General features: G+C 51.3%; 12 protein-coding genes. 4 read left to right on the top strand and 8 right to left on the bottom strand.

The features are described from left to right. Positions 1–51: 51 nt before the first annotated feature. The 5 genes from wbaP to yeaG form a co-directional block, all read right to left on the bottom strand. Positions 52–1518, bottom strand: coding sequence for an undecaprenyl-phosphate galactose phosphotransferase WbaP (gene wbaP / locus SD961_RS10665; protein ID WP_318790344.1), 1467 nt, complete (start codon positions 1516–1518; stop codon positions 52–54). Between the two features lie 411 nt (positions 1519–1929). Further along, positions 1930–2163 carry a DUF1480 family protein gene (locus SD961_RS10660; protein WP_318790343.1) on the bottom strand — a complete coding sequence of 78 codons (234 nt, stop codon included), beginning with the start codon at positions 2161–2163 and terminating at the stop codon, positions 1930–1932. Between the two features lie 105 nt (positions 2164–2268). Continuing rightward, entirely contained in the window at positions 2269–3996 is a 1728-nt protein-coding gene (locus SD961_RS10655) for a potassium/proton antiporter (protein WP_318790342.1), read from the bottom strand. Positions 3997–4286: 290 nt separating this feature from the next. Continuing rightward, positions 4287–5567, bottom strand: coding sequence for a YeaH/YhbH family protein (locus SD961_RS10650; RefSeq protein WP_318790490.1), 1281 nt, complete (start codon positions 5565–5567; stop codon positions 4287–4289). 71 nt (positions 5568–5638) lie between these two features. Next, positions 5639–7573 carry a protein kinase YeaG gene (yeaG, locus tag SD961_RS10645; RefSeq protein ID WP_318790340.1) on the bottom strand — a complete coding sequence of 645 codons (1935 nt, stop codon included), beginning with the start codon at positions 7571–7573 and terminating at the stop codon, positions 5639–5641. A 429-nt stretch (positions 7574–8002) separates the two neighbouring features. Here yeaG and SD961_RS10640 point away from each other — a divergent pair, with 429 nt between their 5' ends. After that, positions 8003–8752 (top strand): MipA/OmpV family protein, encoded by a 750-nt coding sequence (locus SD961_RS10640; RefSeq protein WP_318790338.1) that lies wholly within the window; start codon positions 8003–8005, stop codon positions 8750–8752. Positions 8753–8833: 81 nt separating this feature from the next. Then, a complete protein-coding gene (locus SD961_RS10635; RefSeq protein WP_318790337.1) occupies positions 8834–9685 on the top strand; it encodes an aldo/keto reductase in 852 nt (283 codons plus the stop codon). 41 nt (positions 9686–9726) lie between these two features. On the opposite strand, the gene SD961_RS10630 is transcribed toward SD961_RS10635, so the two are convergent. Both SD961_RS10630 and gapA read right to left on the bottom strand, forming a co-directional pair. Further along, positions 9727–10605 carry a D-hexose-6-phosphate mutarotase gene (locus SD961_RS10630; RefSeq protein WP_318790336.1) on the bottom strand — a complete coding sequence of 293 codons (879 nt, stop codon included), beginning with the start codon at positions 10603–10605 and terminating at the stop codon, positions 9727–9729. Between the two features lie 66 nt (positions 10606–10671). After that, entirely contained in the window at positions 10672–11667 is a 996-nt protein-coding gene (gene gapA / locus SD961_RS10625) for a glyceraldehyde-3-phosphate dehydrogenase (protein ID WP_318790335.1), read from the bottom strand. A gap of 341 nt (positions 11668–12008) precedes the next feature. Here gapA and msrB point away from each other — a divergent pair, with 341 nt between their 5' ends. Continuing rightward, a complete protein-coding gene (gene msrB / locus SD961_RS10620; protein WP_306205680.1) occupies positions 12009–12419 on the top strand; it encodes a peptide-methionine (R)-S-oxide reductase MsrB in 411 nt (136 codons plus the stop codon). Between the two features lie 5 nt (positions 12420–12424). Next, positions 12425–12703, top strand: coding sequence for a YeaC family protein (locus SD961_RS10615; protein ID WP_318790334.1), 279 nt, complete (start codon positions 12425–12427; stop codon positions 12701–12703). Between the two features lie 349 nt (positions 12704–13052). Here SD961_RS10615 and pncA read toward each other — a convergent pair whose 3' ends face one another. After that, positions 13053–13667 carry a bifunctional nicotinamidase/pyrazinamidase gene (gene pncA, locus SD961_RS10610; RefSeq protein WP_318790333.1) on the bottom strand — a complete coding sequence of 205 codons (615 nt, stop codon included), beginning with the start codon at positions 13665–13667 and terminating at the stop codon, positions 13053–13055.

Genomic DNA, 13667 nt, shown 5'->3' with positions numbered 1-13667 from the left:
GGAGAGGCGAGAGTCATGCCCGCTACTGTGGGCATGACTCTCACTTATCGATCAGTATGCGCCATCCCGACGCAACACCACGCCTGCGGTTTTGAACAGGATAGCAATGTCGGTCCAGAGCGCCCAGTTTTTCACATACCAGGAGTCAAAGTAGACGCGGGTATCATAGTCGATATCATTGCGGCCACTGACCTGCCACAGACCGGTCATACCGGGTTTAGCCATCAGATAGTAATCAACATCACCCGCATAACGTTCCAGCTCCGCTTCGATGACCGGACGAGGCCCCACCAGGCTCATTTCGCCACGGATCACGTTCCAGAGCTGCGGCAGCTCATCAAGGCTGGTTTTACGCAGGAACGCACCAATTTTAGTGACGCGAGGATCGTTCTTGAGCTTAAAGTCTTTATCCCATTCACGACGAGCTTCTTCGCTGGTCGCCAGCAACGCCTCCAGCACCTCTTTGGAATTGGTGACCATCGAGCGGAACTTCAGACATTTAAATTTTTTGCCATCCTGACCCACGCGCTCGTGACCATAAATTTTGTTGCCACCATCACGCCCGACCATCCAGCAAATCAGCGCAAATGCCGGGGCGAGGAACAGCAGCAGCATAGAGGCCACAACCACATCGAAAGTGCGTTTCAGGAAGCGGGAAGAGCGTTTTGCCAGATTATTACTGACCCGCAGGATCATCACTTCGTGGCTGAAGATAAAGGACATGTCAGTGCCATACAGCGGCACGCCACGCAGCGTGGGCACAACCGAAACGGAGCGACACTTTTTCTTTGAAAGCAGCTTCAGCCACATATCACGCATGCCCTGCTGCTCATATTCCATCGCCACAATGAACTGGGTATTTTCCAGGTCAACGGTATCCCAGACGATATCTTTTAAGGTGATAACCGGTACGCCGTTAAGATTGTCCGCGCCGGTATGTCCATTTGCGGCTACAAAGGCTTGCACCTCATAACCCAGCAGCTCTTCACTTTGCAGCGCGGCATAGGCTTCCCGGGCATTTTTACCGGAACCGATGATAATGGTCTGCTTCTGCCACTGACCCGCTTTAAGAATGGCGTGCTTAACGCTTGAGCGCAGCAGGGGAACCAGAATCAGGGCGTAGGCCCAGGTGAAACTCCATAACATTCTGGAGAAATCCCATTTTGAAAAGGCGATCAGCGCCAAATCAAGAAGAGAAAATATCACCAGCGTTTTGATCACTTCTTTCAGTTCAAACCAGAACGGTTTGCGGTAGGTATAATGTCGTAAACGCATCCAGAACCAGGCCGTACAAACCACCGACATAACGAACTGGGCAATAAAGCGTACCTTAACTTCCTGAGGCGGGATAAAAACATCTAAATTACCCCAAATACCTTGTACGGTAGCCGCCGATAAAAACAGGGCAAGATTAATCGAGATTAAATCTGAAAGACTTAATGCAACCTTGGCAATAATGTTTTTTCGGGTGCCGCTAAAGGTGCGGCGACGATTGTTCAGTACCAGAGTACTTGCCATAATGCCTGCTCTCTTTTCAATAAGAATCAGTGCCCTGACGGGGTTAAAACACACGATCAGGAGTAACGTTATTAATGCTAATTCCTGTAGCATCAATAATTAATTCTTCTTTTATCGCTTAATGTGGTCGGGACAGATCGGACAGTAATGAAACATACAAACGCAAAGACATCACCTGTTTCATCATGAAGCAGTACAAAGAGTATGCAGGAGTTATTTGTGTTAGTTAATACGGGAAATTCCTAAAAAACGCTGGGGGTAAACTAAATTAAAATGAGAAAAAACAGAAAGTAATCAGGGGAGGTAAAAAGAGAATATTCTGGTTTGTATGACGGAATAATAACAAAATGGCGGCAATTCAGAGATCAATTCACCGCTACGATTAACCGCAACGGTGAGAGGGAAATAGACTCAGGCTGGCTTTTTTAATATCCAGCGATCCTGTTGTTTATCATAATGACCAATGGCAAGTTCCACAGGCTCTCCGTCAATCCACGCCGGGACGCTGGTTTCGTTATCCCAGCCATCCAGCTGATAGCTCAGGGCGGGATTAGTCGTGCAGGGAATACTCACGGTATCCAGATTTTCCGCATCCAGCTCTGCATCGATGATCTCATAGCGACCAATCTTTACAACATGACCCATGATTCACTCCTTTAATTACCACACACGAACTTTAAGCGTAGACGCTATCTGCAGGAGATCGAGCCAGTAAGGCCAGGAATGTTCCAGGTCTTGGCACTCACGACATTAAACTTTCTCTTCAGCGACCCTTACACCAATTTTCACTATCTCATTGGCCTCTTTTTCTGCCACCGTCCAGATCATATTTTTCCACTCCACCTGATCGCCCACTACCGGTGCGCCGCCAATCATTCCAGCTATCAGATGTCCCAGCGTTTGATGGACATTGGTCTCTTCATCCAGATCGATACCATAAATTTCAGAGACGTCATGCAGGCGCGCATCTGCCTGCAGAATGAAATCGCCAAAGAAGCGCTGATCCAGCGATACCGGCGGCGACTGGCTGAAAAGTTTGCCGAGCGCGGGCAGATCTTTCTCACGGCCGATGATACATAACACATCACCTTCTTTCAGGCGCGTGTTGCCGGTAGGGTGTAGCAGCAGATTATCGCGGAACAGAGCGGCAATCCGCGTCTCTCTGGGCATTTTCAGGTCACGCAGAGCGGCGCCAACACACCACTTATCGGCACCTAATTGATAGACAAAATGTTCCCACGGATTCTCAGGATGAATATCTAACCCGATGCGGGAGATGGGTGAGGCCAGCGGCGGTACTACCACGCGAGCTTTGCGCGCAGCGAAGCCCAGAGACGTTCCCTGAACCATCAATGAAACCAGCACCACAAAGAAAGCGATGTTGAAAAACAGCGATGCGTGAGGCAACCCGGCCATCATCGGAAACACGGCAAGAATAATGGGAACCGCGCCCCGCAGTCCCACCCAGCTGATAAAGAAGCGTTCACGAGTACTGAAGCCCCTGAAGGGCAGCAGGCCAACGAAAACGGATAACGGACGGGCGAACAGAATCAGCCAGACGGAAAGCATCATGGCGGGTAGCGCAATATTCCACAGATCCCTGGGATTAACTAACAAGCCCAGCACCAGGAACATGCCGATCTGGCTCAGCCAGGCCATACCATCAAAGGTTTGCAATATGCCATGACGGTTGCGAATAGGGCGGTTACCCAACAGGAAGCCACAGAGATAAACGGCCAGAATACCGCTGCCTTCGAGAACAGTCGTCAGGGCAAAGACAAGGATACCGCCGCTGACCGCCAGTAAAGGATAAAGCCCGCTGGCAAGCGACACCCGGTTGATTAATTGTTGTAATGCCCAGCCGCCGCCAAGACCCAGCACAATACCCAGGCCAAATTGCTGAATAAGATGCACCACGAACATCCAGCTCAGGCCGGTTTGCCCCTGCTCAATCATCTCTATCAGCGTAATGGTCAGAAACACCGCCATCGGGTCATTACTGCCTGACTCTATTTCCAGCGTGGCGCTGACGCGCTCGTTAAGACCTTTGCCGCCAAGCAGGGAGAATACGGCTGCGGCATCCGTCGAGCCGATAATGGCGCCGACCAGAAATCCCTCAATCATATTAAGATTAAACAGCCAGGCGGCGGCCATGCCGGTTAATCCGGCGGTGATCAATACGCCCACCGTTGCCAGGGATAAAGCTGGACCCAGAGCGACTTTAAACGAACTGGCCTGGGTACGCATCCCGCCGTCGAGCAGGATCACGGCTAAGGCGAGGTTACTGATCAGATAAGCAGCGGGGTAGTTATCAAAAGCGATCCCCCCAATGCCATCAGTGCCTGCCAGCATGCCTAAGGCGAGAAAGATAACTAATATCGGGATACCCAGTTTTGAAGAGAAGGAACTCAGCAAAATGCTCGCAGCAACCAGCACGGAACCAATGATGAATAAACTGTAGATGGCGCTGGCTTCCAAGGGGGCACTCTCCTGTCTCTTAAGGGCTTTCTGTATAGTGTGTTGTAATCGTACCGTTAATGTCAAAACCCCGGCGCGTATCATTTAACCACTGTGGATAGTTGTTTTACTACAGGATAATAACGCATTCCGCGCCAGACTGAATGCCTGTGAGTGCGCACGAAATAGGCTTTATTTACAGGATTGAGTAAAAACAGTGTCGAAAAGGGCGTTTTGAGAGGTGTTTGACGTGGCGGAGAGGGAAAAAAGCCAGTAAAGGATTTACTGGCTTCAGGAGCAACTCAATGTAATCAGTAACTTTCTTCAGCTTGTTTATGAAACAACTCGCGGAAGACAGGATAAATATCTTCAGGTTCGCGAATATGCTGAATTGCAAAGTTATCGAACATAGCCTGCAGATGCTCATACTCTCGCCACAGCGTCTGATGAGCGCGGCGGGTAATCTCAATATAACTGTAGTAACGCACCACCGGCAGGATGCTTTTTGCCAGAATTTCGTGACACAGGGGAGAGTCGTCCGCCCAGTTGTCGCCATCCGAAGCTTGTGCGGCATAGATATTCCATTGAGCCGGGTCATAACGCTCTTTAACTACCTCATCCATCAGCTTCAGGGCGCTGGAAACAATCGTACCGCCTGTTTCCTGAGAGTAAAAGAACTCCTGCTCATCCACCTCTTTCGCCTGCGTATGGTGCCGGATATAGACCACATCCACGTTCTTGTAAGTCCGGCTCAGGAACAGATAGAGCAGGATATAAAAACGTTTCGCCATATCTTTGGTAGCCTGGTCCATCGAGCCGGAGACATCCATCAGGCAAAACATCACTGCCTGGCTGGAAGGCTCAGGCCGCTTTTCGAAGTTTTTATAGCGAAGATCGAAAGTATCAATAAACGGCACGCGTTTTATGCGCGCACGGAGTTCCGCAATTTCTTTTCGCAGCCGCTCCTCTTCCAGCAGTTGCGCCGGCTCGGTGTTTTCAATCGCTTCCAGAGAAGCTTCCAGCTCACCCAAAAGACGACGCTTACCGGCAGTCATTGCTGTACGGCGCGCCAGTGAATTCTGTAAAGAGCGAACCACGCTGATATTGGCAGGCACCCCATTAGAGGTGTAACCCGCGCGATGAACTTTGTATTCATTCAGCTGGCGATGCTGATTTTTTTTCAGATTGGGCAGCGCCAGATCCTCAAACAGCAGATCCAGATACTCATCTTTAGAAATGTTAAATACGAACTCATCCGCACCCTCGCCATCCTGGCTGGCATTACCCTGACCGCTTCCCCCGCCGCCGCCGCCACCCTGTGGGCGTTCAACGCGGTCATTCTGGACAAAATGGTCATTACCGGGATGAACACGGTGGCGCTGGCCGCCGCGACCCTGATGAAAAATCGGTTCGTTGATATCATCAATGGGAATTGACACTGATTCGCCGCTTTCAACGTCGGTTACCGAACGCTTATTGATGGCCTCGGAGATCGACTGTTTGATTTGCGACTTGTAACGGCGCAAGAAGCGCTGGCGGTTCACCGCGCTCTTGTTTTTGCCGTTAAGACGCCGATCGATAAAATAGGCCATAACTCCCCCAAACAACGTTGCAAGCCGGGCCGGATTGTCCGGCCCCTTGTAATGGACTTCTGAGGCACCTGTCAGGATGACTTTCTGACCCGCAGATACCATTCGCACAGCAGGCGAACCTGTTTACGGGTGTAACCTTTCTCCATCATGCGGTCTACGAAATCATCATGCTTTTTCTGTTCATCCGTAGACGTTTTGGCGTTGAACGAAATAACCGGCAGCAGCTCTTCCGTATTAGAGAACATTTTCTTCTCGATCACCGTCCGTAACTTCTCATAACTTGTCCAGTTCGGGTTGCGGCCGCTGTTGTGAGCGCGGGCGCGCAGCACGAAATTGACGATTTCGTTACGGAAATCTTTGGGATTGCTGATCCCGGCAGGTTTCTCAATCTTTTCAAGTTCAGCATTGAGCGACTCACGGTCAAAGAGCTGCCCCGTATCCGGATCGCGATATTCCTGATCCTGGATCCAGAAATCCGCATAAGTGACGTAGCGATCAAAAATGTTCTGCCCATATTCAGAATAAGATTCCAGATAAGCGGTCTGGATCTCTTTACCGATAAATTCCGCATATTTCGGGATCAGATAGCCTTTCAGATGTTCCAGATGCTTCTCTGCCAGCTCCTGAGGGAACTGCTCGCGCTCAATCTGCTGCTCGAGAACGTAGAAAAGATGAACAGGGTTTGCCGCCACTTCCGCATGATCAAAGTTAAATACGCGTGAGAGGATTTTAAACGCAAAACGGGTGGAAAGACCGTTCATTCCCTCATCCACGCCAGCGTAGTCACGGTACTCCTGATACGATTTCGCCTTTGGATCGGTATCTTTCAGGCTCTCACCGTCATACACCCGCATTTTAGAGTAGGTGCTGGAGTTCTCCGGTTCTTTCAGACGCGACAGGATGGTAAAGCGTGCCAGTGTTTCCAGCGTGCCCGGTGCGCAAGGGGCATGAGTCAACTCACTGTTATCCAGCAGTTTGTTGTAGATTTTGATCTCTTCCGAAACGCGCAGGCAGTAGGGCACCTTAACGATATAAACACGGTCAAGGAACGCCTCGTTGTTTTTGTTGTTACGGAAGGTCACCCATTCAGATTCATTGGAGTGCGCCAGAATAATACCGTTGAACGGCAGGGCTGAAATCCCTTCGGTACCGTTATAGTTACCTTCCTGAGTAGCAGTCAGCAGAGGATGCAGTACCTTGATAGGCGCCTTAAACATCTCAACAAACTCCATGATCCCCTGGTTTGCGCGGCAAAGCGCGCCAGAATAGCCATAGGCATCAGGATCGTTCTGCGCGTGGTTTTCCAGTTTACGGATATCCACTTTACCTACCAGTGCCGAGATATCCTGATTGTTTTCATCACCAGGTTCTGTTTTGGCGATGGCCAGCTGTTCAAGAATCGAAGGCCAGACTTTCACCACCTTAAAGCGGGAAATATCGCCACCGAAGTCATGCAGGCGCTTGGCAGCCCATGGAGACATAATGGTGCCGAGGTAGCGACGAGGCACGCCATACTCTTTTTCAAGGATATTGGCATCCTCCTGTGGATTAAACAGGCACAGAGGATGATCGTTTACCGGACTGCGTTCGCCATCGGCGCTTAACACATAGATGGGCACGCGCTGCATCAGTGACTTCAGCCGTTCTGCCAGAGAAGACTTACCGCCACCTACCGGACCCAGCAAATAAAGGATCTGTTTTTTCTCCTCAAGGCCCTGAGCAGCATGCTTCAGGTAAGAGACGATCTGTTCAATCGCCTCTTCCATGCCGTAAAACTCCTCAAAGGCGGGGTAACGCGCGATAACACGGTTGGAGAACAGTCGGGAAAGGCGTGGCTCTTGTGCAGTATCAACCATGACCGGCTCACCAATAGCCATCAAAAGTCTTTCTGCCGCGTTGGCGTATGCGCTGCGATCTTGCCGGCAAACGGTAAGAAATTCCTGCAGTGTGAACTCTTCGTCCTTGGCAGCTTCATAACGCTGACGATAGTGATCGAATATATTCATAGCGATGCCCGTCCTTTCTTTTTTAGCACAGGTACCAGGAGCCTAATCGTGGCCAGCCCCTGAAGGAACTTATAAATGAGTACAGCAACCCTTATGCCAACCTGACGTTTTTATCGGGAGAGATAAAATTTAGGGCGACTCTGCTCGGCAAAACTTGGCTTCTTTCAATAAAGCGTAGTTGGCATTTAAGAAATTTCCTGAACCTCCAGCGATTTTCAATGATATTTCAATAACAAAGTCAGAATCTTTCTAAGGCCTTACCTTGTCTGACGCGGGCTGGCTGAATTTTGTAAATCACGCGCCATCCGGTGAGGTTGCTGGCAGCGCAAATTGATTCTACGTGCTACAAGAGATGTAAATTTTTTAACGTATAAGTCCCCGGCTGATAGACTGGAGACCTGATTGTTATATTTATGGAATGAATAAATTGTGAACCAATTCAAAGTTAGCGCCCTTGCTCTGCTTTTACCCTGCACTTTCGCCGCCACCGTTGCGCAGGCTAATCCATTAACCGTTGGCGCATCCGTTATTTACAGCCAAAGCCCTTATAAAGGTGGCGAAGGGCGTTATTACCCTTTTCCGATTGTAAATTATGAAGGCGACAGCTTTTACGTTCGCAGTCTTACCGCCGGCTACTATCTCTGGAAAGACCAGGAAAATCAGCTCTCGCTGACCATCCTGGGTTCACCGCAGAACTTTGATCCTGACGATACTAAAGACAAACGCCTGAAAGCGCTGGATAAACGTCATATGACCATGATGGGCGGCCTGACTTACCGTCATTCGGCGGAGTGGGGCGTCGTGCGTACGGTTGTGGCGGGCGACATGCTGGACAATAGTGATGGCTTTATCTGGGATCTTACCTATCTTTATCGCTTCCAGTTTGGCGACCTGAGCCTGACACCAGGCATTGGTGCGCTCTACAGCAGCGACAAACAGAATGATTACTATTATGGTGTTTCCAAAAGCGAGTCACGCCGCAGCGGGCTGAACAGCTATGAGGCTGACGGCAGCTGGAATCCCTATCTGGAGTTGACGGCAGCTTATGCTATCAGCCCAAGCTGGAACGCCACGCTCTCAGGCCGCTATACGCGTCTGAGTAGTGAGGTAAAGGATAGTCCAATGGTCGACAACAATTCTCAGGTCGCTCTCTGGACAGGAATCAGTTACACCTTCTGATCCCCATCCTCTGCACGGAAAAAGGGCGCTTTGCGCCCTTTTGCACAATTGTGGGGATCAACAAACGTGCAGGAGCGCAGCATGGCTAAAAATGTGATCTTTTCCGACGGGACAGCTTTACCTGCGATTGGCCAGGGCACCTGGTATATGGGTGAGAATGCCAGCCAGCGTAAACAAGAGGTCGCGGCACTTCAGTCTGGTCTTGAATTGGGCCTGAAGGTTATTGATACCGCAGAAATGTATGCAGACGGAGGCGCTGAAGAGGTTGTGGGCGAAGCGCTGAAGGGAAGGCGAGAGAGTGCCTGGCTTGTCTCTAAGTTTTATCCCTGGAACGCAGGAATGGAAGACGCCACCGCTGCCTGTGAACGCAGCCTGCGTCGTCTGCAAACCGATTATCTCGATCTCTATTTGCTGCACTGGCGGGGAAATGTCCCACTGGAGGAGACGATCCGGGCGATGGAATCACTCCAGCGCGCGGGCAAAATTTTACGCTGGGGCGTGTCGAACTTTGACACTGACGATCTCAGTGAGCTGCTGTCCGAACAGGGTGGCGAACGTTGTGCAACCAATCAGGTATTGTATCATCTGGCCTCGCGGGGGATTGAGTATGACTTGCTGCCCGACTGCCAGCAAAGGCAAATCCCTGTTATGGCTTATTCACCTCTTGCTCAGGCCGGACGGCTACGCCAGGAGATAATGACGCATGCCGTGCTGAACGCCATTGCACAACAAAAGGGCATCAGCGTGGCCCAGCTGCTGCTGGCGTGGGTGATACGTAAAGAGGGGGTGCTGGCCATTCCTAAGGCGAGTACCAAAGAGCATGTTGCCGATAATGCCGCTGCGCTTAACATCACGCTGACCAGTGATGAGCTAACAAAAATTAATAACGCTTTTCCCCCGCCAACCGGCAAAATGGCGCTGGATGTGGTTTGAGACTTATGGGGGAATCCTCTTCCCCCATCAAAGTCTGTTACTCAGCTGTTTTTCCGCACGCGGATTGTCGTAGCCAGGCGGGAAGGGGCTTCTCCAGCGCTGACCATAGGGCTTGAGATATGCGCCGTTTCAACGCAGACCATCGTTTTATATCCCTCATTTGCCATATCTCCCATGCTGCAGGAGAGCGCTGGCCCCGGATTCCAGGTGACAACGTCACTCTGGTAGTGGTGATGGACTTCGATGGTTCTTTTACCTGCTGCATCTGTGATAACGCTGCAATCTTCAGGCTGAGTATGGATACGATCTGTCCGGTCAGGATAGGTTTGTTTCCCACTCTCTGAGCGACCCTCAGTGCCGTTGTTTACCTTATCGATAAAGCTTTTACCCAATCCGCTCACCTCCACGCCCGCTATATCTGCTACGCAGAAGTAGCTGTGCAGGGCGGCCGTTGCTTCAAAATCACCGTGGGCCTCCAGCTCTATCTCACAGCGATCGGCAAAGCGGAAGCGGGCAAAGAGCGTAAAGTCATGGGGCCAGAGTTTTTTGGTTTGCTCGTTGCTCTCCAGCACCAGCGTCAGCATCACGCTTTCATCATTCTCATCATGGGCGGAAAGCGTCCAGGGAAGCGTGCGGGCAAAACCATGCGCGGGTTCACCCGCCGGGCCAAACCATGGCCAGCAGATGGGAACGCCGCCCCGAATGGCTTTACCTGCGGCCCAGGCCGTTTTTTCGCTCAGCCAGATCACAGGCTGTTCGCCGCTGGGCTGCCAGGCAACCAGCTGAGCGCCCTGCAGGGCAACAGCTGCACGAACTTTGGGATGAGCAATCACCAGGATCGGCAGCTCGCCCATTTTGCGCTGTGAGATATAGGGGCTGATTTGTTCGATGACCGGAAGAGAAAACAGTTTTTCGTTCATAAGCGGACCTGTATTTCAGCAAATAAAAAGGGCGACCGTAGTCGCCCTCAACACATTTCACGTCGCTTATTTAGCGATGTGAGCAATCAGGTCCAGGACCTTATTGGAGTAACCCGTTTCATTATCGTACCAGGAAACCAGTTTCACAAACGTGTCGCTCAGTGCAATACCAGCTTTGGCATCAAAGATAGAGGTCAGGGTTTCACCGTTGAAGTCGGTAGAAACCACTTCATCTTCGGTGTAGCCCAGAACGCCTTTCATTTCGCCTTCTGCAGCCGCTTTGATAGCAGAGCAAATTTCAGCGTAAGAAGCAGGTTTAGCCAGACGCGCAGTCAGGTCAACCACGGAAACGTTAGGGGTAGGCACGCGGAAGGCCATACCGGTCAGTTTGCCGTTCAGCTCAGGGATCACTTTACCTACAGCTTTAGCTGCGCCGGTAGAGGAAGGAATGATGTTCTGAGATGCGCCGCGGCCGCCGCGCCAGTCTTTATGAGACGGGCCATCAACGGTTTTCTGCGTAGCGGTGGTGGCATGCACGGTGGTCATCAGTGCTTCAACGATACCAAAGTTGTCGTTGATGACTTTTGCCAGCGGCGCCAGGCAGTTGGTGGTGCAGGAAGCGTTAGAAACGATATCCTGGCCAGCGTATGCCTTGTGGTTAACGCCCATTACGAACATTGGGGTGTCATCTTTCGATGGACCGGTCAGAACGACTTTCTTGGCACCAGCCTGAATGTGCTTACGCGCGGTTTCGTCGGTCAGGAAGATACCGGTTGCTTCGGCAACCACATCAACACCGATTTCGCCCCATTTCAGGTTAGCTGGATCTCTTTCAGCGGTAACACGGATGGTTTTGCCGTTAACAACCAGATGGCCGTCTTTGACTTCTACGGTGCCGTCAAAACGACCGTGAGTAGAGTCATACTTCAGCATGTAAGCCATGTACTCTGCGTCCAGCAGATCGTTGATTGCAACGATTTCTACGTCAGAACGCTGCTGAGCAGCACGGAAAACGATGCGACCGATACGGCCAAAACCGTTGATACCTACTTTGATAGTCATATATTCCACCAGCTGTTGTTAGTGAATAAAAGGTTGGCTGTAAAATTACAAAAACCTTACCAGGCGTCAAGCGGAATCGCTTCAATAGTTGCGACAAATCAAACCTGCGAACAGGAATTATTCATCAAAAAGCGCCTTTCGCCACCCCTGCATAAGAGCGATATGGGGACACCTTGCCCGAATATAAAGGGGTGTCGAATGCAAAGGGTGATCTGAATCACATTTTCGCCCTCAGATAACTTTCAGACTCCGCCTGAGAGAAAAAAATCCCCTGACGTTGTTAAGTATTTGTTAGAATACTAGCCGATATTTTCAGAATCACACTGCCTGAGACGAGCAAAATGGCTAAAGAACCGAACGAATTCACCCCAGAAAGCGATTTAAGCGAAATGCAGCGCTATGTGACTCAGCAGCGCGGCACGGAACCGCCGTTCTCCGGCAAGCTGCTGCATAACAAAGGCGAAGGGATCTATCATTGCCTGGTCTGTAACTCGCCGCTGTTTTTGTCTGAAACCAAATATGACTCAGGCTGCGGTTGGCCCAGTTTTTATCAGCCTCACCATGACGATGCCATTCGTTATATTGAGGATGAATCACACGGTATGCAGCGCATTGAAATTCGTTGCGGTAACTGTGATGCGCATCTGGGGCACGTGTTCCCGGATGGCCCACAGCCTACGGGCGAGCGCTACTGTGTCAACTCCGCCTCGCTAAGCTTCTCTGATGAAGATGGCAACAATATTAAAGGGTAGCGGATATGGAGCTTGATGAGATGATCGCCAGCATGACGCCGGAAGTGTATCAGCGTCTTGTCACTGCGGTGGAAACCGGCAAGTGGGCCGACGGCGTGCCGTTAACGCCGGAGCAGAAAGAGAACAGCCTGCAGCTGGTTATGCTCTGGCAGGCGCGCCATAACGATGACCCGCAGCATATGAGCGTGGGCAAAGGCGGCGAGATGGTGATGAAGAGTAAGAAACAGCTCAAGGAAGAATTTGGCATCAGCGACGACCACGTGACCCGCATCAGGCTGCAATAAATTATTCTCCGGGGAATAATTATCCGCGCGCCGGAACCAACACGGGTTCCAGCGCGCGGAGCGGTGAACGTTGAAGATGAAAACTGAAGGGTAAAACCTGGTGTCTTGAGCGCCGCTCAGGGTTATCACACTGACGAGCACCGCTGACTTTATCTCCAGAGTGCTACCTGGCAACGATGAAATCAGAGAACGATCGCCGCTGACTTTATCTCCAGAGTACTACCCGGCAACGATGAAATCAGAGAACGATCGCCACTGGCTTTATCTCCAGAGTGCTCATCTGGCAATGGTGAATCAGAGAACGATCGTCACTGACTTTATCTCCAGAGTGCTGCCTGGCAACGGTGAATCAGAGAACGATCGCGCCCAGGGCTTTCATCTCCTCCAGCGCACGCGCCGAGTCTCCCGGCGTGAGATCGACTCCCCGGCAACCGGCTGCAATTACCGTCACCCTGTAGCCTGTGGCTAAGGCATCCAGCACCGTGTATTTCACACAGTAATCCGTTGCCAGCCCCATTACGGTTAGCGCCGTAATCCCCCGAGCCTTCAGCAAAGCGTCCAGCGGCGTTTTTTTGCGATGTCCGTTATCGTAAAAGCCGCTGTAACTGTCCACCTGCGCATCTTCGCCCTTGAAAACACGCTCGGTAATCAAGTCCGTGTGGAGCAAAGGGTGTAACTCAGCGCCAAAGGTATGCTGCACACAGTGATCGGGCCACCAGACCTGTGGCAGACCAGCCAGTTCTCCCAGCGTCCACGGCTGCGCACCCGCATTAGAGGCGAAGCTGCCATGACTGGCGGGGTGCCAGTCAAGCGTGGCTATCACCGGCTGCCCTCGCTGGCTGAACTCGCCAGCATAGTGATTGGCTACAGCAATCACCTCATCGCCATCTTTTACCGCCAGCGCGCCGCCGTGGCAAAAGTCATTCTGTAAGTCAATCAACAACAGAGCCTGTTGCGTAGCCAT

The sequence above is a fragment of the Erwinia sp. MMLR14_017 genome, from assembly GCF_033657285.1.
Classification (GTDB): Bacteria; Pseudomonadota; Gammaproteobacteria; order Enterobacterales; family Enterobacteriaceae; genus Erwinia.
This window is presented reverse-complemented; position numbering and strand designations above follow the sequence as displayed.

Excerpts from the sequence above, each read along its gene's own strand:
- wbaP (WP_318790344.1), bottom strand. The coding sequence starts at position 1,518 with ATGGCAAGTACTCTGGTACTGAACAATCGTCGCCGCACCTTTAGCGGC.
- SD961_RS10660 (WP_318790343.1), bottom strand. The coding sequence starts at position 2,163 with ATGGGTCATGTTGTAAAGATTGGTCGCTATGAGATCATCGATGCAGAG.
- SD961_RS10650 (WP_318790490.1), bottom strand. The coding sequence starts at position 5,567 with ATGGCCTATTTTATCGATCGGCGTCTTAACGGCAAAAACAAGAGCGCG.
- yeaG (WP_318790340.1), bottom strand. The coding sequence starts at position 7,573 with ATGAATATATTCGATCACTATCGTCAGCGTTATGAAGCTGCCAAGGAC.
- SD961_RS10635 (WP_318790337.1), top strand. The coding sequence starts at position 8,834 with ATGGCTAAAAATGTGATCTTTTCCGACGGGACAGCTTTACCTGCGATT.
- SD961_RS10630 (WP_318790336.1), bottom strand. The coding sequence starts at position 10,605 with ATGAACGAAAAACTGTTTTCTCTTCCGGTCATCGAACAAATCAGCCCC.
- gapA (WP_318790335.1), bottom strand. The coding sequence starts at position 11,667 with ATGACTATCAAAGTAGGTATCAACGGTTTTGGCCGTATCGGTCGCATC.
- msrB (WP_306205680.1), top strand. The coding sequence starts at position 12,009 with ATGGCTAAAGAACCGAACGAATTCACCCCAGAAAGCGATTTAAGCGAA.
- SD961_RS10615 (WP_318790334.1), top strand. The coding sequence starts at position 12,425 with ATGGAGCTTGATGAGATGATCGCCAGCATGACGCCGGAAGTGTATCAG.
- pncA (WP_318790333.1), bottom strand. The coding sequence starts at position 13,667 with ATGGCTACGCAACAGGCTCTGTTGTTGATTGACTTACAGAATGACTTT.